General features: G+C 67.0%; 23 protein-coding genes, 2 tRNA genes and 1 CRISPR repeat array. Of the genes, 13 read left to right on the forward strand and 12 right to left on the reverse strand.

Annotated elements, in window-relative coordinates:
* Positions 1–3 precede the first annotated feature (3 nt).
* A complete protein-coding gene (locus tag ACQP2T_RS07035) occupies positions 4–918 on the forward strand; it encodes a phosphotransferase enzyme family protein (protein WP_433515384.1) in 915 nt (304 codons plus the stop codon).
* Between the two features lie 75 nt (positions 919–993).
* Here the strand turns inward: ACQP2T_RS07035 and ACQP2T_RS07040 are convergent, their stop codons facing one another.
* The gene (locus ACQP2T_RS07040) at positions 994–1188 is read right to left on the reverse strand and encodes a hypothetical protein (protein WP_433515385.1); all 195 of its coding nucleotides are present in this window, start codon (positions 1186–1188) and stop codon (positions 994–996) included.
* A gap of 867 nt (positions 1189–2055) precedes the next feature.
* On the opposite strand from ACQP2T_RS07040, the gene ACQP2T_RS07045 reads away from it, so the two are divergent.
* Complete coding sequence (locus tag ACQP2T_RS07045; protein WP_433515386.1) at positions 2056–2364, forward strand: hypothetical protein; 309 nt, start codon at positions 2056–2058, stop codon at positions 2362–2364.
* Positions 2364–4307, forward strand: a complete 1944-nt coding sequence (locus ACQP2T_RS07050; protein ID WP_433515387.1) for a hypothetical protein — start codon at positions 2364–2366, stop codon at positions 4305–4307. Before ACQP2T_RS07045 ends, ACQP2T_RS07050 begins: the two co-directional genes overlap by 1 nt.
* A gap of 10 nt (positions 4308–4317) precedes the next feature.
* Here the strand turns inward: ACQP2T_RS07050 and ACQP2T_RS07055 are convergent, their stop codons facing one another.
* Entirely contained in the window at positions 4318–4791 is a 474-nt protein-coding gene (locus ACQP2T_RS07055; RefSeq protein WP_433515388.1) for a hypothetical protein, read from the reverse strand.
* Positions 4792–4899: 108 nt separating this feature from the next.
* Complete coding sequence (locus ACQP2T_RS07060) at positions 4900–5286, reverse strand: hypothetical protein (protein ID WP_433515389.1); 387 nt, start codon at positions 5284–5286, stop codon at positions 4900–4902.
* Between the two features lie 46 nt (positions 5287–5332).
* A CRISPR array of direct repeats spans positions 5333–5665; the repeat unit is 28 nt; unit sequence GGACCATCCCCGCGTGCGCGGGGAGCAC.
* 344 nt (positions 5666–6009) lie between these two features.
* Between ACQP2T_RS07060 and ACQP2T_RS07065 the strand changes: the two genes are divergently transcribed.
* The gene (locus tag ACQP2T_RS07065; protein WP_433515390.1) at positions 6010–7068 is read left to right on the forward strand and encodes a tyrosine-type recombinase/integrase; all 1059 of its coding nucleotides are present in this window, start codon (positions 6010–6012) and stop codon (positions 7066–7068) included.
* A gap of 1274 nt (positions 7069–8342) precedes the next feature.
* Here the strand turns inward: ACQP2T_RS07065 and ACQP2T_RS07070 are convergent.
* A tRNA-Arg gene (locus tag ACQP2T_RS07070) sits at positions 8343–8418 on the reverse strand.
* A 1290-nt stretch (positions 8419–9708) separates the two neighbouring features.
* Here ACQP2T_RS07070 and ACQP2T_RS07075 point away from each other — a divergent pair.
* Positions 9709–10734 carry a D-alanyl-D-alanine carboxypeptidase family protein gene (locus tag ACQP2T_RS07075; RefSeq protein WP_433515391.1) on the forward strand — a complete coding sequence of 342 codons (1026 nt, stop codon included), beginning with the start codon at positions 9709–9711 and terminating at the stop codon, positions 10732–10734.
* A 62-nt stretch (positions 10735–10796) separates the two neighbouring features.
* Here the strand turns inward: ACQP2T_RS07075 and ACQP2T_RS07080 are convergent, their stop codons facing one another.
* Positions 10797–11243, reverse strand: coding sequence for a flagellar biosynthesis protein FlgA (locus ACQP2T_RS07080; RefSeq protein ID WP_433515392.1), 447 nt, complete (start codon positions 11241–11243; stop codon positions 10797–10799).
* A gap of 374 nt (positions 11244–11617) precedes the next feature.
* Entirely contained in the window at positions 11618–12424 is an 807-nt protein-coding gene (locus ACQP2T_RS07085) for an S-methyl-5'-thioadenosine phosphorylase (protein ID WP_433515393.1), read from the reverse strand.
* Between the two features lie 109 nt (positions 12425–12533).
* Between ACQP2T_RS07085 and ACQP2T_RS07090 the strand changes: the two genes are divergently transcribed.
* The gene (locus ACQP2T_RS07090) at positions 12534–14516 is read left to right on the forward strand and encodes a DHA2 family efflux MFS transporter permease subunit (protein WP_433515394.1); all 1983 of its coding nucleotides are present in this window, start codon (positions 12534–12536) and stop codon (positions 14514–14516) included.
* Positions 14517–14554: 38 nt separating this feature from the next.
* Here ACQP2T_RS07090 and ACQP2T_RS07095 read toward each other — a convergent pair whose 3' ends face one another.
* The 3 genes from ACQP2T_RS07095 to ACQP2T_RS07105 all read right to left on the reverse strand — a co-directional run bounded on the left by ACQP2T_RS07095 (position 14555) and on the right by ACQP2T_RS07105 (position 17031).
* Positions 14555–14872 (reverse strand): FmdB family zinc ribbon protein, encoded by a 318-nt coding sequence (locus ACQP2T_RS07095; RefSeq protein WP_358542049.1) that lies wholly within the window; start codon positions 14870–14872, stop codon positions 14555–14557.
* Positions 14873–14940: 68 nt separating this feature from the next.
* A complete protein-coding gene (locus ACQP2T_RS07100) occupies positions 14941–16446 on the reverse strand; it encodes a potassium/proton antiporter (protein ID WP_433515395.1) in 1506 nt (501 codons plus the stop codon).
* Positions 16447–16470: 24 nt separating this feature from the next.
* Positions 16471–17031 carry a 5-formyltetrahydrofolate cyclo-ligase gene (locus ACQP2T_RS07105; protein WP_393476318.1) on the reverse strand — a complete coding sequence of 187 codons (561 nt, stop codon included), beginning with the start codon at positions 17029–17031 and terminating at the stop codon, positions 16471–16473.
* 33 nt (positions 17032–17064) lie between these two features.
* Here ACQP2T_RS07105 and galU point away from each other — a divergent pair, with 33 nt between their 5' ends.
* The 7 genes from galU (at position 17065) to ACQP2T_RS07140 (ending at position 21688) form a co-directional block, all read left to right on the forward strand.
* Positions 17065–17967, forward strand: a complete 903-nt coding sequence (gene galU / locus ACQP2T_RS07110; protein WP_433515396.1) for a UTP--glucose-1-phosphate uridylyltransferase GalU — start codon at positions 17065–17067, stop codon at positions 17965–17967.
* Positions 17954–19141, forward strand: coding sequence for a molybdotransferase-like divisome protein Glp (gene glp / locus ACQP2T_RS07115; RefSeq protein ID WP_433515397.1), 1188 nt, complete (start codon positions 17954–17956; stop codon positions 19139–19141). Before galU ends, glp begins: the two co-directional genes overlap by 14 nt.
* Before the next feature lie 38 nt (positions 19142–19179).
* Complete coding sequence (gene moaC / locus ACQP2T_RS07120) at positions 19180–19605, forward strand: cyclic pyranopterin monophosphate synthase MoaC (protein WP_372470479.1); 426 nt, start codon at positions 19180–19182, stop codon at positions 19603–19605.
* Positions 19606–19642: 37 nt separating this feature from the next.
* Entirely contained in the window at positions 19643–20137 is a 495-nt protein-coding gene (locus tag ACQP2T_RS07125) for a MogA/MoaB family molybdenum cofactor biosynthesis protein (RefSeq protein ID WP_433515398.1), read from the forward strand.
* A 56-nt stretch (positions 20138–20193) separates the two neighbouring features.
* Positions 20194–20847: a GNAT family N-acetyltransferase gene (locus ACQP2T_RS07130; RefSeq protein ID WP_357944580.1), complete on the forward strand. Its 654-nt coding sequence runs from the start codon at positions 20194–20196 to the stop codon at positions 20845–20847.
* 124 nt (positions 20848–20971) lie between these two features.
* Entirely contained in the window at positions 20972–21562 is a 591-nt protein-coding gene (gene sepX / locus ACQP2T_RS07135) for a divisome protein SepX/GlpR (RefSeq protein ID WP_433515399.1), read from the forward strand.
* A gap of 49 nt (positions 21563–21611) precedes the next feature.
* Positions 21612–21688 (forward strand) — tRNA-Ala (locus tag ACQP2T_RS07140).
* A gap of 104 nt (positions 21689–21792) precedes the next feature.
* Here ACQP2T_RS07140 and ACQP2T_RS07145 read toward each other — a convergent pair.
* Genes ACQP2T_RS07145 through ACQP2T_RS07155 form a run of 3 tightly spaced genes read right to left on the reverse strand, consistent with a single transcriptional unit; the run spans position 21793 to position 24139 of the window.
* Entirely contained in the window at positions 21793–22440 is a 648-nt protein-coding gene (locus ACQP2T_RS07145) for a tyrosine-type recombinase/integrase (RefSeq protein ID WP_433515400.1), read from the reverse strand.
* On the reverse strand, positions 22412–23296 hold the full coding sequence (locus tag ACQP2T_RS07150) for a helix-turn-helix domain-containing protein (RefSeq protein WP_433515401.1): 885 nt from the start codon (positions 23294–23296) through the stop codon (positions 22412–22414). Before ACQP2T_RS07150 ends, ACQP2T_RS07145 begins: the two co-directional genes overlap by 29 nt.
* A 9-nt stretch (positions 23297–23305) precedes the next feature.
* Complete coding sequence (locus ACQP2T_RS07155) at positions 23306–24139, reverse strand: alpha/beta fold hydrolase (RefSeq protein ID WP_433515402.1); 834 nt, start codon at positions 24137–24139, stop codon at positions 23306–23308.
* Positions 24140–24152: the final 13 nt, after the last annotated feature.

Raw genomic sequence — 24152 nt, forward strand, 5'->3', positions numbered from 1 at the left:
TCCATGACCGAGACTCACACCGCACGAGGCTTCTCCCAGCAGGACGCGCACAGGGCGCTGGTCGCGGCCTGCGCACACGCTGGGCTGGACAGCAGGGATGCGAGGTTCATGCGGATCGGCGAGAACGCGATGTACCGCCTCGCGTCGGCCCCGGTGGTTGTGAGGATCGCTCGAACCGTGGATCGCCTGTCCGAGGTGCGCAAAGAGGTGGCGGTCGCGTCCTGGCTGGAAAGCGCCGACTTCCCCAGCGTGCGGCTCTTTCCGGACTGCCCGCAGGCGACCGTCCATGACGGCCGGGTGGTGACCTTCTGGGGCTACATTGAGAGCGACAGCCCGCCTCTGGACTTCGTAGACTTGGCGGCGATGCTCAACGAGCTGCACAGCCTGGCCAAACCGGTGGACCTGATCCTGCCGCTCTTCGACCCGCTGGGCCGCGTTGGGGACCGCTTGGTCTGCGCCTCGACCGTCGCCGATGAGGACCTTGAGTTCCTGCGTAAGCGGGTTAAGGACCTGTACGTCGAGTACAACGCCCTCGACTTCGCGTTGCCCGCTGGCCACATCCACGGCGACGCGCACAAGGGCAACCTGCTCCGCCGTACGGACGGGCGAGTGATTCTGCTCGACTTCGAGGCGTTCGCGTTCGGACCTCGCGAGTGGGATCTCAGCAGCGGCGTGGGCATCCCCTTCAGAGGCTTCCGGTGGGTGGCGCGCGAGGAGTACGCACAGGCTGTGGACGCCTACGGCTTCGACATCACCGAGTGGCCCGGCTTCCACACCCTGCGCCGTATTCGTGAGATCACCATGACCACGTGGCTCATGCAGAATGTGGAGGAGAGTCCCGACATCAGGGCCGAGTTCGATCGTCGCGTTGCTTCGCTACGGCATGACGTCCTGCCGCGCGTCTGGCGGCCCTTCTGAGCGGCCTGCGAATGACGTCTGGTTCTGCCTGACGGGATGTCGCCAGCGGGATGGCGACGCCCACGGCCGAGCCCGCTACCCCCAACAGGCCCCGTATAGCTGCTGCTCCACAGTCGCCCGCCCCGGGTCGAACGGCTCCTCGCGGGCGTCCTCCCAGGTCATCTCGGGGGCCTCCGCGCCGATGAACACCATGTCGCGGCGGGCGTCGAAGTTCCGGCCAAGAATGGTTATCGCCCCTTCCGATGCGACCCGGCCTACTGGGCAGGCCATGGACGGAATCCACAACCCGACCGTAGGTCTCCAGAGCCGGATCGAGGAAGAGCGTTGTCGCCGCCGTTGCGGGCGCTAGGAAGCTTCGTCGCGACGGGGCACGCGCTCGTCGCCGCGTGCGCGGGCAGCACAGCACAGACCGGGTTTCGATCTGGATGCACGAGGGACCATCCCCGCGTGCGCGGGGAGCACCCGCTGCACACCAAGCATTGCCTGGCGGACCTGGGACCATCCCCGCGTGCGCGGGGAGCACCGGGGCCTGAACTGCACCTTTTTGCCCTGGCGGGACCATCCCCGCGTGCGCGGGGAGCACGTTTCCGCGCTGCGCCGGTCGGCGTCGGACTCGGGACCATCCCCGCGTGCGCGGGGAGCACACTCCACGACCTGCATAGTTAGCGGTCGCAGGTGCCATTTTCGAGCACTTTCACTGAATCGGACATTATGGACATCGCCGTTATGTACTGGCTTTCGAAGGTAGGGCATAGGGGCGGGACGCGGAGGCCGTTGGATATTGTCGGGCATCGCGAATCGGTCGATGAAGGGCTCTAGGCGAGCGTGTGGTGCGTGCCCGCGCGGCCTGGCCGACAGCGCTACGGAAGGCCCCCTGCTGTCGCCTGAGGACGTTGGCCCAGCCGATTCCCGGACCCCAGACGGGGCGTTCGACGGCTGATGTCCCAAAGTCGATGACAGTAGCCAGTCTCCCGCCGTCGATTGCTGGCCGAAGCCTTCCTCCATGCGGCTATACCGTTTCGCAATAGCGTCACTCCTCCTTTATGGCATGCCTCAAGCCAGATCTCTTGCGGAATGCCTTAAAATCGGTCTAATGTACTAAGTCCGCATTTCTCGGATTACACCCGGGAGATCTTCGTGGCTGAGGTCATGGTCCCCAACCCGCGACACGTACGCCTGAAGCAGTTGCTCGCCCAGGCCGAGGATGAGGCCCGCCAGCTACGCCAGGCGTACCTTCCGGCCATCCACGCCATGTCCTCCGGCACGGTATGGACCGGCCCTACTGCCCGCAAGTGGTCCGCCGACCTGCAGGAACGCCAGCATCAGCTACTCCGCATCGCGCAACGAGTGACCAGCGCTGTCGAAGAAGAGTTGCGCCATCACCCGCCCATGGTCACGGAGACCATGGCGAACGCCATCCGCCACGAGATGGCCGGGCGCGCGTAATGACAAGCTCTGCCAACGAATTCTGCGGCATCGATCCCGACGCGATGGATGGAATGTCGCGTTCTTTGCAGAACGCGACAAACCGCCTAGGCGACTTCTATCATGAATTCGATCAGCTTTTCCGCGCAAACGGCATCAGTACCGGATCTCTGCGAGAGATTCTCGATGTCTCCAAGTGGAGCGAAGGCCAAATCTCCATGCTCGCCTACCGCAGCCAGACGATCCGCGAGCTGGGCAAGGGGGCCGGCGCGGCCTTCCTGATGCTCCCCGACCAACTCGCCGCCTTCGACGACGCTCGCGGGCTGGCCAACATGTACAGCCAGGGCATCGTGGGCAACGGCTCCGCCGACCTCCAGGCGCAACTGATCCACGAACACGCTGATGAGATAGCCAAGCTGGCGAACAACCCGCAGGCCGCCGCCGCTTTCTTCGCCATGCTCTCTCCGGCCGTACGCGGCGCCCTGCCCAGCCTGATCGTCGCCACAGGCAGCAAGACCGCCAAACAAGACCTCGCCGCCTTCAGTAAGGCCCTCGGCGCCGCACTACGCGCCCCGGCGAGCGTGCCGGCCTTTGAGCGGTTCAAGAATGACTTTCTGAAGCCCACCACCAAGAACGCCGCCTGGAACCGATTAGCCCTCCTCAAGGGCGCCAACGCCCCCACCGCGTACCGCACCGCAGCAGCCCGCGCCCTGGTCTTGGACGCCTTCGTGGCTAATCCGCAGCAAAGCTTCCGCGCTGGGAGCAATACACAGACCCAGGCCCTGGGCATCCCGTCGGACCTCGTAGCACTCGGATTGGAAGTACTGGATGGCGACGGTGCGGCTGTGCGGGCCACCTTCGCCGCAATGGGTACTCCGCAGTCCAAGCTCACCCAGCCAGAGAAGATGCAGCTGTTCATCAACTACGCAAAGGGCCCCGGCATCGAAGAGGAGGTTGCCGACGCCTTCGGCAGAGTTCTAGCGTCCGGCGCGGAGGTGAAGACAGAGCAACCCGGTAAACACTCAACTGACGCCCCCGCCTTCGCTCTCGACGCGATCAAAGCCACCAGCGCGTACCGAGAGAAGCTACCCGGCGCCGCTCGGGACTCGATGAGCCTGATCGCCCAGTCCTACATCCACGAACTGACCACAGGCGGCCGCTTCGACAAGGCCATCGACCGGTCATCAGGAATGGGACATCCACCGGAGTGGATCGATATCCCCGGCGTCACCCCCGGTTTCTACCTCAGCCCAAAAGACACCTTCAACTTCCTGCGCACCTTTACCGGCGACGAACGCCTCACCAAGGAGTTCGACTCGGCCGTGGCCCGGTTCTACCACGACACGCTCGTGACGACAGCGGGTCTTGATGGGAAGAACGCGACTACCCACTTCGACAATGCTGCCATGATGTTCGGCGATTTCGCCGGGATCGAATTCCAAGCGGCGTCCAAGGTACGCGGGCAGGCCGACGCCATCGACGCGCTCGTCCTCGACATGGTCAAGAACACCGCCGCTCTGGGCATCGACAAGGTTCCGGTAGCCAGCCAGGCAATCGACATGGGATGGACCGTGGCCAAGACCTATGCCGTCAGCAGGTTGCTCGACGGATGGGTAGCCAGCTTCGAGACTCGGGTCGAGAAACTCGATGCGGAGCGTGTCGATTACGTCGTACGCCAGAGGTACGACATGGCACGTCTCCTTCACGAGGGCGGCTTCCCCTCCACGCCCCCTCCTGACGAGCTGGTCAGCAAGGAGACCGGCCATCTCAAGACTTACGACGAGATCCTCAAAGAGGCCAAGCGGGATGCGGCAGGTGGCGACGCGGAGAAGGTCCTGAGAGACAAGCTCTCGGCCTTTGAGCACTGGACGGACGCCAACCAGAAGCTGGACTGGAAGGCGGAAACCGCCTCAAGATTCACCACCAACACCCTGACCAAAGACACGATCGAGAAATGGAGTTGAGGTCTGCGACTCAACGTGTCAGGCAACGAGATTCAGCCCGCAAGCGCCAGGTCGGCGGCCCTTGTTGTACCTCCACTGTCACGGTGATGCCAAGCGCCTCCTTCGTTCCGTGGATGGTCCGATCTGTAAGCCGGTCCACTTGTGCGGGATCGAACGTCACGTCATAGCCGAAGCGAGGCAGCCGCAGAGTGTCCTCCATCAGGCGCTGAGCTCGGTCCAGATAATTGTCAACTGGTTCGTTGGCGCGTGTGTAGTCCGCCGTTGCCGTGAGAACTCGTTTGAAGCGACCTTCTCCGCAGGAGATATCGGTGTCCGGCCTGGTGACGATGTGCAGCTTCGCAAGCGGATTCTTGAAAACGTCGTCTGTCTCCAGTGCATGGGTGTCCTTCTGCAACTCGGTCGCCGCATCATCAAGGGATGGTGCTGACGAGCAGGAGACCATGGCCAGAAGGAAGATCGCTAAGGGGCAATATGCCGCGCGCATGCAGTACCTCCATTGGCGCCCAGACGGTGCATCAATCCTGACCCGAAGTCGGCTGGGCGGCTACCGCTTCTGGAAAGCTGCGATGCGCCTGTAGGCCGTTCTTAACGGCTACCGCGTCCCGCCGGCCTCCGAGCGGGCTCGGGCGAGCCGGGTCTCGCCGAAGGTCCGAAAATCCCGCACCAGCGGATCGTTGCCGTATCTCGCGAGCTGGTTGACGAATTCTCGGACGTAGCGCCGGGTGCGTGCCGATCGCAGGTCGGCCACCGTGGCGACCACCTCGCGCACTATCGCGATGCCCTGCTCCAGATCGCCGCCAGCCACGTGATTGGTGGCCAGGATGGTCCGTACGGAGGACAGACTGCGCACGTACAGGGCCTCCGACAACTCCACGCTCTCCAGCACCCGCTCACGCGCTCGATGATGATGTCCGAGGTCGCGGAAGCAGTGCGCGAACTCCGCCGCCAGCTCGGCCTCGTTGAAGTACTTCAGGCACACCGGATCGTCCTCAGGGGTACGCCGCTCGAAACAGCGCGCTTTGGGGACCACATCCCCGCGTGCGCGGGGAGCACGCGTACTGGCCTATCAGGGTGATCATGTGGTCGGGACCATCCCCGCGTACGCGGGGAGCACCTCCGGCCATGCCACCTTGTCCAGCGCCTCACGGGACCATCCCCGCGCGCGCGGGGAGCACCGCTGGAGTTCCTCGGCAATCGGTATCGCCCAGGGACCATCCCCGCGTGCGCGGGGAGCACCACGGCCCGGACTTCGCCCCCTACGTTGACGAGGGACCATCCCCGCGTGCGCGGGGAGCACGACTCGACGAACTCCTGCCGCGGCATGAACGGAGGACCATCCCCGCGTGCGCGGGGAGCACCCTGAGTGACCTGCGCACTTAGCGGCGCCGGAGGCCATTTTCGAGCACTTTCACCGAAACGAATGCTTCGGACATGTTGCCGTCGACTTCCTGGGGAGGGCATTTGAAGGTGAGACGGTCTTCTGTGTGGTCGGTCATGGCGTCGCGGGTCGATACAGGGTTGAGGAAGAGTGAAGCACTGTGCGCACGCATTTGGCACGGTCAATCGCTAACGATCAGCTACAGCCGGACGGCACTGGACACGCAAAGAAGCCCCTGATTATGGAGTCTTTCCAGGCATCCAAGAACAGCTGCACGAGTACCGCTAGGACCTCGCCCGGGCGCTTACCGCTGCCACGCCGGCCATGTACAGCACGACGCGAGGCAAGCCAGAGGACCGCGCCCTGCGCACCGCGATGCACCGGTGGGCTTGCAACACGAAACAACGGGAGCAGGCTCCCGAGGGCGCTGCTGGCGCGCTGCGCTGGCTCGAAGCCAATACCAAGCCCGTCTCCGCGTTCACCGATGATCCTGGACTCGCCCGTGACCTTCTTGACGCGGCCACCTCTCTTCTGAACGGTCAGCGTGCGGCAGCCAACACGGTGCGTAAACACCGGATGCTGCTGTCCAACGCCCTGGACTACGCCGCGGAACTGAAGCTGTTGCCGGAGAATCCGCTCAAGACGCTGAAGTGGAAGCCGCCAGCTGGCACCTATGAGGTAGACCGTCGAAGCGTCGTCAACCACACGCAGGCGAAGGCGTTGCTCGCCGCTGTGGCGGCACAGCAGCCGAGTGGCGAGCGACTCGTCGCGTTCTTCGCGCTCATGTACTACGCCGCCCTGCGCCCGGAGGAAGCCATCAACCTCCGCCGCGACAACATCACCCTCCCGTCTCTTATCCAGAGTGCGGGTTCGGGAGAGATGGAGGAGCCTGTGGCTGCCTGGGGAGAGTTGCACCTGCTCAGGGCTGCGCCTTACTCCGGCCGGGAGTGGACCGACTCTGGCGCCGCCCGCGAGGAACGTGCGCTGAAGCATCGCGCTGAAGGGCACGGCCGTACCGCGACGATCCCTCCGCCGCTGGTTCGCATCCTGCGTGCCCATCTCGCCGAGTTCGGCGACGGAATGGGCGGACGCCTCTTCTATGGCGTGAGGGGCGGAGAGTTGCCGTTCATCACATACCGACGCGCCTGGAAGGCCGCGCGAAGGACGGCGCTGACGGCAAAGGAGTTCGCCTCGCCTCTGGCCGCCAGGCCGTACGATCTCCGTCATGCCTGTGTCTCTACCTGGCTGAACGCTGGAGTTTCAGCGCCCCAGGTGGCCGAATGGGCGGGGCACAGCGTAGAGGTGCTCTTGCGGATTTACGCCAAGTGCATCGTGGGGCAGGACGAGGCCGCCAAGCGCCGAATCTCCGAGGCGCTGGAGTAATGATGAGGTCGGCGTTGAAAGGTGTCTTTCTATCCTCGGGAGGGACGCCGACCCGGGCGGGCCATCCCTGCGTGCACGGGGAGCGCAGCCCGGCTTATCTCGGATGGGCCCTCAGGAAGGACCATCCCCGCGTGCGCGGGGAGCACAAGACCAACGCGGCGGACTGCCTGGTCAGTGCGGGACCATCCCCGCGTGTGCGGGGCGCACCTCTGCCTCCGACAGGCTGAGGCGTGGATCGTGGGACCACCCCCGCATGTGCGGGGAGCACCGATCGATTCCATGGCATCAGCATTACCAGGAGGGACCATCCCCGCGTGCGCGGGGAGCACGCCGTGAAGACGCCCTTAAGGATGCCGATCACGGGACCATCCCCGCGTACGCGGGGAGCACCCGGCGGTGCTGGCCGGCACGACGCGTGAGCTGGGACCATCCCCGCGTGCGCGGGGAGCACATCGGCATCGCGACCACGCTCCAGGAGTCCGAGGGACCATCCCCGCGTGCGCAGGGAGGACTTCTGGGGTCCGGCCCCGTAGACGATCGCGAAGGGACCATCCCCGCATGCGCGGGGAGCACCTGCCCCGGGATGACATCAACCGGATCAAGTACGGACCATCCCCGCGTGCGCGGGGAAGCACCGGATGGAGCCCGGCCCGGCCGGAGGTCGTGAGGGACCATCCCCGCGTGCGCGGGGAGCACCCGGACAAGGGCTCCAGCCTCTACCGGTACGTGGGACCATCCCCGCGTGCGCGGGGAGCGCCGTACCACAGATATTTGACAGTCCTAATCCCCGGGACCATCCCCGCGTGCGCGGGGAGCACGGGTGCTGCCAGTACTTCTCCCAGAAACTCGGGGGACCATCCCCGCGTGCGCGGGGAGCACGACCCGATCCTGGTCATCGACCTTGAAGCGCCGGGACCATCCCCGCGTGCGCGGGGGGCACACTCCACGACCTGCGTAGTTAGCGACCGCAGGAGTCATTTTCGAGCACTTTCACAGAATCGGACATTGTGGACATTGCCATGAGGTGCTCGCATTCGAAGGTAGGGCATGCCGACGGGACGCGAAGGCAGTGGCTGTTGTCGGTCATCGCGAGTCGGTCGGTGAAAGGCGCTAAGCGAGCGTGTGGTGCATGCCCGCGGCCCTGCCCGGACTGTGCGCACGTATTTGGCACGATCACCCGCTAACGATCAGCTACAGCCGTACAGCCCCGGACACATCAAGAAGCCCTTGACTGGCGTTCCTGCTGGCAAGGGCGCTCTACTGCTGATCAATAGTGGTGCCCCCGGCAGGATTCGAACCTGCGGCACCCGCTTTAGGAGAGCGGTGCTCTATCCCCTGAGCTACGGAGGCGGACCCCGTAAGCCTAGCGAAACTACGGCAGTGTGTGGGACGCGGGGCGGCGGTGAGTTTGGCGGGGTGGGTCATGGGTGCTCTGAGCTGCAGTAAAGGCATGGCAAGCGATCAGATTGTTGCGCATCCCGCGTCGATAGCGTCGGGTCCGTGACCAGAAGGCGACGTAGTCAGGTGCGTAGGCGGCCTGTCGTGTTGATTGCGGCTGTGTTGGCGCCGGGGATCCTTGCTGGGGGGTTGTTGGCGGGGGAGCTCACCGGCTATGAGAGGGCGGCGGCGCAGCGGGGGATGCGGGCTGGGGTTGGAGGGTGGGTGGGGTTTGAGCCGGTTTTGATGCCTGCGCCTGCTCGGCCCGATCGGTGGTACGAGGGGGTGGTGCCGGCGGTTGTGCGCGATGCTGCTCCGAAGTTGCAGGAGGGCGAGGCGGAGGGGGTGGCGCCTCCTCCTGTGCCTGTCGTCGTGGAACGGGGTACTACGGCTGAGCCTGTGCGTACGGAGCCGGCCTGCGCGGGGGAATGGGTGGATACGTGGCTTTGGAAGTCGTGTCGGGAGCATGAGCGGCGGCCCAAGCGGGAGGCCGCCGGGCTCAAGCGGGAGATGACCGGGCCCACACGGGAGATGGCTGGGCTCAAGCGGGAGGCCGCCCGGCCCACCCGGGATGTGGCTGGGGTCGAGCCGGAGATGACCGGCCCCAAGCGGGAGGTCACCGAAGGAGGAAGCGAGGGTGGAAGTGAAGGCGGAAGTGAAGGCGGGGAGGTGGATGCTTGGGAGTGGTGGTGGCCTGCTTGATGCGTTCGCGAGCCTCGTCTGACTGTGTATGGCTCCGCTTGCCCGCGAAACCGAGTCTTGCCGCGAAACCGAGTCTTGCCGCGAAACCGAGTCTTGCCCGTGACACCGAGTGCCGAGTGCGGGTTGATCTGACCGTGAGTAGTGCGGCAGTCGCCTGCCTCGCCGCCCAACCCGATGGATGCCACATCTGACCGCCGCGCCAACCCCAGGGTCAACACATGCCCCACTGAGTCATATGCCCGTGAGGATGCACCGGCCGCATACGTGGGCGGATCTGTCCGTGATGTACCCGTCCTACCTGGGACGACAAGCCCATGAAGGCCGCCGGGAAGGCAGTTGGACGTACAAAGTGGTTCTTTCGCGGTCATAACAGCTCTTCGGAGTTCGGTCCGGGCACTCGGGGGGCTGTAGTAACGTGCGTGCCGGACCCAGGTAACAGAGTTGCAAACGGAGGAGTCGACGGTGCCATCCCCTCGGTCAGCGGGTCTGATCGCGGTTGTCATGGCCATGACTTCCCTGGTCGTGGTGCCTGTGGCCGCGCCCGCGTACGCCGAACGGCGGGATCCGGCGAACCTTACCGAGCTTCGCAAGGAGGCCGAGAAGTCCGCCAAGGAGCTTGAGGACGCGACCAAGGCGCTGGAGAAGCGTCGTAGCGACATCGCTGCCTCCGAGAAGAAGCTGACGGGCACGCTCAACACGCTGCAGGAGGCGGAGCGGAAGCTGGCCGTGATCCGGCAGCCGGTGGCGCAGATGGCGGAGTTGCTCTACGAGCAGCCCATCGGGGGTGATGGGATTGCGCCGTTCCTGTCCGGTGACGCTAACGCGGATACGTTGCGGGCCATGACCAACACCTCTCAAATCGTGGCGAATCGGCAGCAGGTGGTTGAGCAGACCAGCACGCTCTACAAGGAGACGGAGCGGCTGGCCGGGGAGGCGCAGGAGCTGCGGGCGTCGAATCTGCTGGCCGAGGCGCAGATGGCGGTGGAGATCGACACGCTCAGGCAGCGGTCGGACAAGATCGTGAAGTCGTTGACCGCGGCGCTGGTGAAGATGGGCATCAAGGTCGACAAGGTCGGGCGGGCGGCGCTGGGGTGCAATCCGTTGCGGGCGGCGACGGCCAACTCCTATCCGAATGGGTTGATCCCGAAGTCGATGTTGTGTCCGTTGCAGCAGAAGGGGCAGAGCCTCAGAGCTGATGCGACGATCGCCTTCGTCAGTTTGAATGAGGCCTATCGGAAGCGGTTCGGTAAGCAGATGTGTGTGACTGACGCGTACCGCAGCCTTGCTGAGCAGCAGTCGGTTTACTATCGGCGGCCGGGGTTCGCGGCGGTGCCGGGGCGGAGCAACCACGGGCTGGGGCTGGCGGTTGACCTGTGTGGTGGGGTGCAGACGTTCCGGTCGGTGGAGTTCGTCTGGATGGAGAACAACTCCAAGAAGTATGGGTGGTTCCATCCGTCCTGGGCCTACAGCAGCCCGTTCGAGCCGTGGCATTGGGAGTACGACCCCAAGAAGGATTCGGTTCTCTAAGCGAAGTTCTGTAATCGGCGTTCTCTAGGCGATGTCCACTTCGGCGCAGTCGGTGACGGTTGCTACGGGTGGGGCTTGATGGTGATGGACAGGCGGCCGCCTGCCTGAGCGGCGGCCAGCTGGCTTGCTTGTGACGGGGTGGTGGCCAGCACGACCAGAGCGCCGTGGTCGTCCTCGGCCTTGGGGATGGTTACGACGGTGACGTCATCGGCGACCAGTTGGGCCGACTGACCCTCCCACGCCGCCAGGACGCCGATCGTCGAGCCTGGGGTGATCAGCTGGGCCGTGTCGGCGTCCGCGATGCGCACCGGCGCGGCCACGGTGCCGGGTGGCAGCGGGAGTGAGTGGAGCAGGCGTACGTCGGTGAGGGGCTCGCCGCGGCGCATGGCCCCGGCCAGCACGCGGCCGACGGCGCCCGAGCGGATGGCGCCGGACGGGGGTGGGTTGAGGGCGGCCGGGCGGAGGTCGCCCGGTTTGAGGATGCCAGGGGAGAGGTCATGGGTTGCCACCAGTACGGAGGGGGCGTGAGTAGGGCGTAGGGCGATATATGTGGAAAGGACGCCGATGCCAGCTGCCATTGCCGCGACGAGCCGCCGACGACGACGCCCAACCCGCGCAAGGCGCCCAACCCGCGCAAAGCGCCCGAGCCCGCCGAGCCGCCCAGGCCCGCCGAGCCGGCTGAGCCGTTCAGGCTGCCCTGCCGAACCGGGCCGCGCGAGCCCTCCGGCCCGTTCGGGCTGCCCCGCCGAACCGGCACGTGCGAGCCCTCCGGCCCGTTCAGGCCGCCCTGCCGAACCGGCACGCGCGAGCCCACCGAGCCGTTCGGGCTGCCCCGCCGAACCGGGGCGGGCGAGCCCCGGCCAGCCGCCCGCAGGGCTTCTACTCACGGCAGTTCGAACGGCAGCTTGATGCCGTCCAACGCCGAGCCGCACGGGCACGATCGCTCACTCGGCAGCGCCTGCACGGCCTCGGACACCAGGGTCCGCATGCGTGTCACATTCCGGGCGAAGAACTCCATCACCTGCTCATGGGTCACGCCTTCGCCGGCCTCGACCCCGGCGTCGTGATCCGTCACCAGCGACAGGGACGTGTAGCAGAGCGCCAGTTCGCGGGCCAGAATCGCCTCTGGGAAGCCGGTCATGCCGACGATCGTCCACCCGTTGCCCGCGAACCAGCGCGACTCCGCCCGGGTCGAGAAGCGCGGGCCCTCGATCACCACCAGGGTGCCGCCGTCTACCGTGGCCCAGCCGCCCGCCCGAGCGGCCGTCACGGCCACGGAGCGGCCCGATGGGCAGTAGGGGTCGGCGAAGGACACGTGCACCGCGCCGTCGATGTCGTAGAAGGTCTGGACCCGTCCTGACGTACGGTCGATGAGCTGATCGGGGATCACTATCGCGCCCGGCCCGTGCTCGACCTGGAGCGAGCCCACGGCGCTGGGCGCGAGCACCTGGCGGACGCCGAGTGAGCGCAGCGCCCAGAGGTTGGCCCGGTAGGGGATGCGATGAGGCGGAAAGCGGTGATCCCGCCCGTGTCTGGGGATGAACGCCACGGAGCGTGAGCCGATCCGCCCGACCGTGACCACGTCGCTGGGCGGGCCGTAGGGGGTGGCGACCTCTATCTCTTCCGCGTCGTCGAGCAGGGAGTAGAAGCCCGAGCCGCCGATGACGCCGATGTCTGCACGAGTGAGCATGGCGCCGAGATTAGCGGCATTGGTGGAGGGGGAGCAGGGGCTGAATGGCGTTCTGTGGATAACTTACTTCACTGCGTTAGCACACAAGTGCGAAGAGTAGTATCTTCGCATGCGGCAAAAGGGCCTCGTCCTCATCATCGTCGCGCTCATGCTCGGTCTGCTGCTCGCGGCGCTCGACCAGACGATCGTGTCGACCGCCCTGCCGACGATCGTGAGCGACCTCGGTGGCCTGGAGCAGCTGTCGTGGGTGGTGACGGCCTACCTGCTGGCCTCGACGGTCTCCACGCCGCTGTGGGGCAAGCTGGGTGACCAGTACGGCCGTAAGAGGCTGTTCGTCGCGGCGATCGTCATCTTTCTCGTCGGCTCGGCGCTCTGCGGCCTGAGCCAGAACATGAGCGAGCTCATCTTCTTCCGCTCGATCCAGGGCCTGGGCGGCGGCGGGCTCATGGTGCTGGCCCAGGCGATCGTCGGCGACGTCGTGTCACCCCGCGACAGGGGGAAATACCAGGGGTTCTTCGGCGGGGTCTTCGCGGTGTCCAGCATCGTGGGGCCGTTGCTCGGCGGCCTGTTCGTCGACCATCTCAGCTGGCACTGGGTGTTCTACATCAACCTGCCCATCGGGGCGGTCGCGCTGTTCGTGATCGCCACGGCGCTGCCGGGGGATCAGACGCGGACCAAACACAAGATTGACTATGTGGGCGTTGTGCTGCTCGGTGGCGCCACGTCCTGTCTGGTCCTGATCGCCACCTCGGGTGCCACCGTGAGTCCGATGGTCATCGGACTCACGGTCGCGGCCGTCGCCCTGCTCGCCGGGTGGGCGCTCGCCGAGCGGCGGGCGGCCGAGCCGGTTCTGCCGCTCGGGCTGTTCAAGGTCAGGGCGTTCTCGATGACGGCGTTCGTCGGGTTCGTGGTGGGGTTCGGGATGTTCGGCGCGCTCGCGTACCTTCCGCTCTATCTGCAGGTGGTTCACGGAGTCACCGCGACGCTGTCCGGGGTCTATCTGCTACCGATGATGGCGGGGATGTTCACGATGTCCATCGTGAGCGGTCAGATCATCGCCAGGACCGGCAAATACCGCTTCCTGCCTATCGCGGGCACGGGGGTGGCGACGGTCGGGATGTTCCTGCTGTCCATGGTGACCGAGCACACGAGCCTGACGGGGCTGGGTCTATATCTGCTGGTCCTGGGTGTGGGGCTGGGGATGACCATGCAGGTGCTGGTGATCATCGTGCAGAACGCGGTCGACTTCAAGGATCTCGGCGTGGCCACGTCGGGGGCGACGTTCTTCCGGATGATCGGCGGCTCGTTCGGCGTCGCCACGCTCGGCGCGGTCTTCACCGCCCGGCTCGACGCCGATCTGCGCGGGCTGCTGGCCAGGACCAGACTGCCGCCGGGCTTCGATCCGGCGCAGGTTCAGCAGGATCCCACCACCATTCAGCGGCTGCCCGGCGACCTTGTCGCGGAGTTCTTGCACGTCTACGCCGACGCGATTGCCGCCGTGTTCCGGGTGGCGGCGCCGGTGATGTTCGTCGCCTTCCTGCTCAGCTGGCTGATTCCGCAGCAACGCCTCAGGGAGACGACCAAGGCGACCGACCTGGGCGAGGGGCTGGGCGCCACGTCGGCGGAGCGGTCGTCGCTGGCCGAGGTCGAGCGAGGTCTCGTACGCCTGGCGGACGCCAACCTGCGCAGGGGCTTCTACGAACGGCTGGGCGACTTGGCCGGTTTGACCGGCGTGCCACCACAGGGCGTCTGGATTGTGGCCAGGCTCGGCGGTGAGGGCTGGGTCAAGGCCGCGGACCTTGCGGCGCGTGCGAACGTCAGCCGCGAACAAGGCCGTCCCTATGCCAACCAGCTGATAACGGACGGCCTTGTCGAACGATCGCCGGACGGCGACTCGCTACGGCTCACAGAAGACGGCCAGCGGGCCGCGCTGAGGCTGCTGCGCTGCTCGAGTGAGGGATTGAGCAGACTCGTCGCGGACTGGGGCGCGCACCCCCAGCTGGAGCAACTCGTCGAACGAGTCGCCCCCGCCCTGCTCGGCGTCAACGCCGATTGCCCACGCCAGACGAGCCCGCGTAAGGGCGCAGCGTAGGGCCTGAGCGTGAGCGCTGAGAGCGAGCGTAAAGGGCGCTAGGAGGTGGCGGAAGCGGCCGCGGGGGCCGGAGTCGTGGTGGACTTCGACTCGGCCGGCTTGGACTCGGCGGGCTTGCTCTCGCTCGACTTCCCGTTGGAGGAGGACGAAGAGGAGGAGGTGGACGAACCAGTCGAACTGGCCCGGTTGTCCGTACGGTAGAAGCCCGATCCCTTGAACACGATCCCGACGGCGGAGAACACCTTGCGCAGGTTCCCCTCGCAGGCCGGGCAGACCGTCAGCGCATCGTCGGTAAACTTCTGAACGACTTCGAGCTGCTCACCGCAGTCGTTGCAGGCGTACTGGTAGGTCGGCACGCGCTCCTCCTTCAAGTTCTGGCACTCGAGCGATGCGACTGCTAATGGTAACCGATTAGGTCAAACGACTATTCCGAACCGCGTTCTCCGTACCATCCGGCCAGCTTGCCCCGGCGGCTGACGGCGCGCATGCGGCTCTCGACCTCGTCGCGGCAGGCCGCGGTGGCGACCACGAGCAGCTGGTCGTCCGCCCGGACCCGGGTGGTGGCCGAGGGCACGAACGATTTGCCGTCGCGGACGATGAGCGTGACGGCGGCCCCGGCCGGCAGGCGCAGCTCGAAGATCTCGACGCCGTGCAGCTGGGAGCCGGGCGGCACCTTGATCTGCAGCAGGTCGGCCTTCAGCTCCTCCAGCGGCGCCGACTCCACCTCCAGGTCGTGCGCCTCTCCGGGGGCGGCCACGCCGAGGATCCTGGCCACCCACGGCAGCGTCGGCCCCTGCACCAGCGTGAACACCATCACGATCACGAAGACCTCGTTGAAGATGTCCTTCGAGCCCGCGACGCCGGCCGCCCAGGGGATGGTCGCCAGGACGATGGGGACGGCTCCGCGCAGGCCGGCCCATGACAGGAACGCCTGTTCGCGCCAGTTCGTCCGGCCGAGGCGCAGCAGCCGGGCCGCCAGCGCGCTGACCATCACGGACAGTGGCCTGGCCAGGAGCACCAGGACCGTTCCCGCGATGAGGCCCTGAACGATCGCCGACGGCATCTCCTTCGGGTCGGCCAGCAGCCCGAGCATCACGAACAGCCCGATCTGCGCCAGCCAGGCGGCCCCTTCCGCGAACCCCCTGGTCGCCGCCCGGTGCGGCAGCCGCGAGTTGCCCAGGATCAGCGCCGTCAGGTAGACGGCCAGGAAGCCCGAGCCGTGCAGCAGCACCGCTCCGCCGTACGAGACGAAGGTCAGCGCCAGGACGGCGATCGGGTAGAGGCCCGAGGCGGGCAGGGCGACGCGGCGCAGGGTGTAGGCGCCGGCGGGCCCGATGGCGAGGCCGACCGCCGCGCCGATGACCAACTCGATCCCGGTCTGCAACAGGAACGAGTCGAGCGACGGCGGCGAGTGAGTGGCGGCGCTCAGCAGCACCACCGCGATCACCGTGGGCGCGTCGTTAAAGCCCGACTCCGCCTCCAGCACGCCGGCCAGGCGCGGCGGCAGCGGCAGCCGCCGCAGCACCGAGAACACGGCGGCCGCGTCGGTGGAGGCCAGCACCGCGCCGAGGATCAGCGCGGAGTTCAGGCCGAACCCCAGCAGCCCCTGTACGGCCACCGCCACCACCAGGATGCTGACCGCCACCCCCAGGGTGGCCAGGATCAGGGCCAGCGGCACCGAGCGGCGCACGTGGCTCCAGCTCGTGGTCAGACCACCCTCGGCCAGGATCACCGCCAGCGCGCTCAGGCCGATCTGCTGGGCCAGCTCCGGATTGTCGAACGGGATGCCGAACCCGGCCTCGCCCAGGACCAGGCCCAGGCCGAGGAAGAGCAGGAGGCTGGGCAGGCCGCTGCGATGCGCGATGCGGACGGAGGCGATGGCCGCGATGACGATCGCGGCACCAAGGAGAAGCCAGACATCTAGCGTCATCTGGCCCCCTCCTGTGTGTTTCCTTCACATAAGCCTAGTGAGTCCGCTGGGTGTGATCGCCCAACGGACCTGCTGATCGTGCGGCTCGGCCGGCACGTCGTCGATCAGCTCGCCGTCATGGAGCAGGGCGACAGTCGGGACGTTCGGCCCCACTCTGGACAGGGCGCGGTCGTACGAGCCGCCGCCACGGCCGAGCCGTACCCCCGAGTGCCTGTCCACGGCGAGAGCGGGGACGATCACGAGGGCGGCCGTGCGGACCGCGTCGACGCCGCGCCGGGTGTCGACCGGCTCCATGATTCCGAAGCGGCCGGGCGCGAGCGTGTCAGGACCGTCATAAACCGCCCAGTCGAGGTCATTGTCCTCCCGCAGCACGGGCAGCATCACGGTCGCGCCGTGCTTCCACAGCGCGAACACCAGCCCATGCGTCCCTGGCTCGGAGCCGACGGACCAGTAGCACGCCACTAGCCCGGCCATCTGCACCCACGGCTGATCGAGCAGTGTTTCGCGGACCTTCGAGGCGTTTATCCGCAACTGCTCCGGGGAGAGGAAGCTACGCGCTGAGAGCAGCTCGCGGCGCAGTTTCATCTTGTCCACAGATACCTCCACTAGGGTCTACTCATGGCTGACTTCGACCCTGTGACGAAAGCCGTCGTGCCCGCCGCAGGTCTGGGCACCCGATTCCTACCAGCGACGAAGGCGACACCCAAGGAGATGTTGCCCATCGTCGACAAGCCCGCGATCCAGTATGTCGTTGAGGAGGCGGCCTCCGCCGGGCTCCTCGATCTCCTCATGGTCACCGGCAAGAGCAAGCGGTCGATCGAGGACCACTTCGACCGGGCGTTCGAGCTGGAGGAGGTGCTGGAGGCCAAGGGCGACGAGCATCGGTTGTCCCAGGTCCGCGAGCCGGCCTCCCTGGCGACCCTGCACTACGTACGCCAGGGCGAGCCGAAAGGGCTCGGCCACGCGGTCCTCTGCGCCAAACAGCACGTCGGCGACAACCCGTTCGCCTGCCTGCTCGGTGACGACCTCATCGACCACCGCGACAAGCTGCTCGACCGCATGATCCAGGTGCGCAACACCTACGGTGGCAGCGTGATCGCACTGATGGAGGTGCCCAAGGAGCAGGTCTCGCTGTACGGCGTGGCCACGATCGAGGCCACCTCCGAGGAGGACGTTGTACGGGTGACCGACCTCGTCGAGAAGCCGCCGGTGGAGGAAGCGCCCTCCAACTGGGCGATCATCGGGCGTTACGTGATCGACCCGGCGGTCTTCGAGGTGCTCGAGAACACCCCGCCGGGCCGCGGCAACGAGATCCAGCTCACCGACGCGCTTCGCACGCTGGCCGCGCGCGGCACCGAGGAGGGCGGGCCGGTCCACGGCGTGCTGTTCCGCGGCCGCCGCTATGACACCGGCGACAAACTCGACTATCTACGTACGGTCGTGAAGTTCGCGGCCGATCGGCCCGACCTGGCGCCCGAGTTCGTGCCGTGGTTGCGGGAGTTCCTCGATGAAATCAGTTGACGCCCACCTGGCCGAGATCCTGGCCACCGTGCGTCCACTGGCGCCACTCGAACTCGACCTGGAACAGGCTCTGGGCGCGACGCTGGCCGAGGAGGTCTCCGCACCGGTACCGCTGCCGCCGTTCGACAACTCGGCCATGGATGGCTACGCGGTACGTGCCCAGGATGTCGCGGATGCCCCGGTCACCCTCCCGGTGATCGACGACGTGGCCGCCGGGTCGAGCGAGCTGCGGGCGGTCGGTCCCGGGCATGCCGTCCGCATCATGACGGGGGCGCCACTGCCCGCCGGCGCCGACGCCGTCGTGCCGGTGGAATGGACGGACGGCGGAACGGTCTCCGTCACGATCGACCGCGCCCCCACGCTCGGCAACGCCATCCGCCGGGCGGGCGAGGACGTACAAGCCGGTGAAGTCGTCCTCAAACCGGGCACGGTGATCGGGCCCGCGCAGCTCGGCATCATCGCCGGGGTAGGCCGTCGCCGCGTCATGGTACGGCCGCGCCCTCGCGTCGTGGTCCTGTCGACCGGTGCCGAACTGGTCGAACCCGGCATGCCCCTGGGGCCCGGCCAGATCTGGGACTCCAATAGCGTGACACTGACCGCCGCCGTACGCGAGTCCGGCGCCGAGGGTTTCCGCGCGACCACCGTCGGCGACGACCCGGCCGCCTTCCTCGACCAGCTCGACGCGCAGCTCATCCGCGCCGACGCGATCGTGACCAGCGGCGGCGTATCGATGGGTGCGTACGAACCGGTCAAAGAGGCGCTCACCCCGCTCGGCACGGTCAACTTCGAGAAGGTCGCGATGCAGCCCGGCATGCCGCAGGGCTTCGGCGTCGTGGGCCACGACCAGGTGCCGATCTTCGCGCTGCCCGGCAATCCGGTCTCGTCGTTCGTCTCTTTCCTGCTCTTCGTACGGCCGGCGCTGCTGAAGATGCGCGGGCTGCCCGTGGACCCACCGGAGAAGGTCTCCGCCCGGGTCACCGGGCCGTTGCGGTCACCATCGGGGCGGCGGTCGTACCTGCGTGGTGTGCTGTCGTCCGACGGCACCGTCTCACCCGTGCGCGGGCAGGGCTCGCACCAGCTGGCCGCGCTGGCCTCGGCCAACGCGCTGATCGTCGTACCTGAGGATGTGACCGAGGTGCCCGCCGGGGCTGTGGTGGAGGTGACCCGGTTTTGACGGAATTCACCCATCTCGATGAGACGGGCGCCGCACGCATGGTCGACGTGTCCGGCAAGGAGGTCGGGGCGCGTTCGGCCACGGCCACCGGGCGGGTGCTGCTGTCGGCCGCGGTGGTGGAGCTGCTGCGGTCGGGTGAGGTGCCCAAGGGCGACGCGCTCGGTGTGGCGAGGATCGCCGGCATCATGGGCGCCAAGCGGACGCCCGATCTGATCCCGCTCTGCCATCCGATCGCGTTGCACGGGGTCAAGGTGTCGCTCGACGTCGAGGATTGGGGGGTCGCCATCACCTGCCGGGTGAAGACGGCCGACCGTACCGGTGTCGAGATGGAGGCGCTGACGGCGGTGTCCGTGGCGGCGCTCGCGTTGATCGACATGGTCAAGGCGGTCGATCCGGCCGCGGTGATCACCGATGTGCGGGTGGAGGAGAAGGTGGGCGGGAAGACCGGGTTGTGGACGCGGTGATCATGCGGGTGGGCGGCGAGGCCGGGTTGTGGGCGCGGTGACCCCCGATGCGGTGATCCGGGCATTAGTGGTTACCGTGTCGAATCGCGCATCAGCCGGGATTTACGCCGATAAATCGGGACCGCTCCTAGTTTCGCTGCTTTCGGACGCCGGGTGTGCCGTGGAGGGGCCCGTCGTGGTGCCCGATGGGGAGCCGGTCGAGGCCGCACTCCGCGACGGCGTTTCGGCAGGGTACGCGGTGATCGTGACGACCGGCGGGACCGGACTGACACCGACCGATCTGACGCCGGAGATGACGGCTCGGGTGATCACCCGCGAGATTCCCGGGATAGCCGAGGCCATCCGGCAGGCGAATCGCGACAAAGTTCCGACCTCGATCCTTTCCCGTGGTCTGGCGGGCCAGGCGGGCGACACGTTGATCGTCAATCTGCCCGGATCCTCCGGCGGCGTACGGGATGGTGTGGCCGTACTCGCTCCCGTCCTTCAGCACGCGGTCGATCAGATTCGGGGCGGCGACCACCCCCGCCCTTAGTGTGCGGAGAGTCACCGCTGCTGATCCGTGGCGACATCGTGCCCGATAGGGGGATGATGAGAGATGTGGATCGACTTCGTGGCTGGCCGGCGGTTCTCAACGAAGGCCCGGTGGGCCTGCGACCGCTGCGACTGGCCGACGTACGTGTGTGGCGAGAGACACGGCTGCGCAACGCCGAGTGGCTGCGTCCCTGGGAGCCCAGCAATCCGGAGACGCCGCTGTTCCGAACGGGCCTCGGCCCGTACATCTCCATGGTCGGCACCCTGCGCCGCGAGGCCAGGCAGGGCCTCGCGCTGCCGTGGGTCGTCACGCACGGTGGCCGGTTCGCGGGGCAGCTGACCATCGGCGCCATCGTCTGGGGCTCGGCCCGCTCAGCACAGGTGGGCTACTGGATCGACGGCGCGCTGGCCGGTCAGGGCATCACCCCGACCGCGCTCGCGATGGCCGTCGACCACTGCTTCTTCACCACCGGCCTGCACCGGCTGGAGGCGAACATCCGCCCCGAGAACCAAGCCAGCCGCAGGGTGGTTGAGAAGCTGGGATTCAGGGAAGAAGGCATACGGCGTCGCCAACTTCACATCGATGGAGCCTGGCGCGATCACATTTGTTACGCGTTGACCGTCGAGGACGTACCCGGGGGCTTGCTCGTACAGTGGCGTCGCGCGCGTGAGTCAGCCGCTCACGGTGGGTCTCCGGTAGAAGAGGTTTGACGATCTCGCGACACACCGCACCGAATGCTCGTCAATTAGTGACACGCGGTCTTACGGTGCGTGACGTGAGCACATCGAAGACGCCGCCAGCAGCAAGGCGTCTTCGTGCTGCCCGGAGGTGGCTGTGAGCATCCTCCTCTACCTGGCCATCGTCGTCATGTGGCTGTGTGTCCTGGTTCCGATGTGGTTGCGCAGGGACAAGACCAACCTCGCCGAGCTGGTGGAGCTCGAGGAGTACTACACCGGCGAACACCAGCTACCGGACCTGTCCCAGCAGCCCGACGATCTGGTGGAGCAGCCCGAGGACTACACGGGCGAGTTCGAACGAGTCGACCCACGGCAGTTCCGGGCCAGGCGCCGCGCGATCATCGTGGCCCGGCGCCGGCGACTGCTCTTCTTCACCGCCCTGCTCGTGATCGCCTCTGTCGTCACCGCTGCGGTCAAGGTGATCCCCTGGTGGAGCGTCGCGCCCGCCGGGGTCATCATGCTGGCGTACATGGCCTTCCTCCGGATCGCGGTCCAGGTGGACCGCGAACGGCGCGATCGTGCGGCTCAGGCCCGTGCGGCCCGCGCCCGCCGCCTGCGCGAGCAGCAGCGGGCTGCGGAGCTGGCGGCCGAACAGGCACAGGCCGAGATCATCGATCTGGCGGCTCGGCAGGGGGACGTACTGTTCGATCAGTACGCGGAGCCGCCTCGGCGGGCGGTTGGGGACTGAATGTGTGGCGCGAGGAGTGCCGGGGGTTTGCTAATCTGGTCACGTCCATGGGGATGTAGCGCAGTCCGGTAGCGCACTTCGTTCGCATCGAAGGGGTCAGGGGTTCGAATCCCCTCATCTCCACCAGGATAGTTGCAGGTGACAAGGGGTTTCGGAGTTGATCCGGAGCCCCTTTTCCCTTGTCTGGGAGTCGATGGGAGCCAATCGGGGAGCCATCTCACTCGGACTCTCTACCCGTGTTGGCTGTCGCCGAAGATGGTGTTCATCGTTTGGGCACCTTTGGTGATCACCGGTCTGAGCTGGCGCCGGTACACGGCTTCCGTGACGCTGGTGCCCGCGTGCCCGACGAGATCGGCGATGGTCTCGATGGGTATGCCCTGGTCGCTCATGATGGAGACGAATGAGTGGCGTAGCTCACGAGGCGTCCAGTCTGTCCCGAGCCCCGCATTCTTGGTGATCCTGCGGAACGAGCGCCGGACGTTGTGAGCGTCCAGAGGGCACCACCTCCATGTGCTCGGTGCGCGAGACATCGAAGTCGAACGGCCATACCAGCAACTCGGCGGCCGCTGGAGTACGGCGAATGAGGCTGAGAAGAGTGTTCGGATGAGCCACGGTGAGTACCGTACAGCTTTCTGTCGGGAAACGATCACTCCCAGCCCGGGAAAGCGATCAACCGCCCACTGGTTCATCGGCAGGTCAAGGCCACTCGTGAACACCCCACCCACGGAAGTTCTCGAGATGCGGCCACGACCAGCGAACCTTCTGCGGGGACTTTGACGAAACCGCCCTGACGCGGCGGGTCTCTCCACCTGCGCGGCGCGTGGCAGCCGCATCGTGGAGGCAAGCTGTTCAACGAAGGTCGGGGATGCGTTCGCCATCCTTCGCCGGGCGCTGGGTCGGCGATGAAGCCGGCCACGCGACGTCGTCGACCGCGAGCCACGGCGCGACGGCCAGGGCCGTGGGCGTGAGCCCGGCAAACGTCGTGACCTCGCGGTGGAGGTGGGACTGGTCGACGTAGCCGCTCTCGGCGGCAACGTGGGCGGCGGCGTGGCCCGCCGCGAGTAGGTGGGCGGCGTGGTCGAAGCGCACCAGCCGGGCGGCGCGTTTGGGTGTGATGCCGAGCTGGGACCGGAAGCGGGACCACAGGCGCTTGCGGCTCCAGCCGACCTCGTCCGCCAGGCCGTCGACCCGCACCCGCCCCCGGCTGGTGAGCGTGCGCCGCCAGGCGTAGGCGACCCGCGGATCGACCGGTGGGTGGGCGCCCAGCCGTCGGCCGAGGATGTCCACCGCGATCGTGAATCGTTCGTCCCACGACGCGGCGGCGCGCAGCCTGTCCTCGGCTCGCTCGGCGTCGCGGCCCCAGACCTCCTTAAGGGCTACCACCGTTCCGCTGAGCTCGGTCGATGCGCCGAACAACGCAGCCGCCGCGACCGGCTCCAGCCGGATCTGGAGGCACTGGCCGGCTCCCCAGCCAGCCGCCCGGAGATCGCCGGGGAGGAGCCCGACGACGACACTGCCGCGCTCGTGCCGGCCATGGGTTTCGTAGACGACGCCTTCTCCCTCGCTCAGATCGACGAGCAGGGTGACGGACGGGTACGCGACCATGGCGATGTCCACCAAGGCCGGGGCACGATGGCGGAACCCGGCCATGCTGACCCCCGGCAGCCGAACCGACGGGCCTGGGACTGCGACGTCCACCCACGCCCGGTCAGGTGGCGTCCCGGTCGGCAGCACATGGCCAGTCTAGGCATCAGGGACCACGGGTCGTCGGCGGCCCGTTGCCGTGAAGCTCAGCAGCAGTTTGCTGGTCGTCTCGGGCTCTTCCACCATGGGTAGGTGCCCGACGCCGGGCAGCAGCTCGACCCGTGCGTTCGGCACCGCGTCGTACTGGTGCGCCGACGACGGCTCCCAACGGGGGTCGGCAGAGCCGAAGATCACCTGAACGGGGACCTGGAGGGCGGCCAGACGCTCGGGCATGCTCCGTTCGGCGATGTAGGCGGTGTTGCGGCTCAGCACCGTTCTCATCACGCGGTAGGTGATGCTCCGTACGTCGGCGACCACGTCGTCCGGGAGGTCCACCGGGCGAACGGCCGTCGCGTTGATCCCCTTGCGGATCATCGCATCTGAACGTGTCGGCCAAATGAGCGGGCCCAAAGGCGGGGCCAGCAGCACCCGAAGAATGAACGGCTGCCGGAGGAGTGCATCCGGACTCGGGCCGCTACTGATCAACGAAAGCGAACCCACGAGGTCGGGACGTTGCTCGGCGAGCGCGGTGGCGACGTAGCCGCCGCTGGAGTGCCCGGCCACGGCGACATGACGAAGCCCATGGTCGTCCAGCAGCGCCGCCACCTGACCCGCCTGCGCGGGCACGTCATACGACGGCGCGGGCGGGGACTGCCCGCAGCCCGGCAGGTCGATGCGTATGACGTGATGGTGGCCGGCCAGCGCCGGGACCACTGGACCCCAGAAACCGCCCGAGGCCCCCGACCCGTGGATGAGCAGCAACGGCGGCGCCTGCCGCGGGCCGTCATGGACCACGTGCATCCCATGCGAGTGCTCAATGTCGTATTCACTCATAGGGAGACTGTGC

Origin of the sequence: Nonomuraea sp. CA-143628 (genome assembly GCF_050942315.1) — a bacterium.
GTDB lineage: Bacteria > Actinomycetota > Actinomycetes > Streptosporangiales > Streptosporangiaceae > Nonomuraea.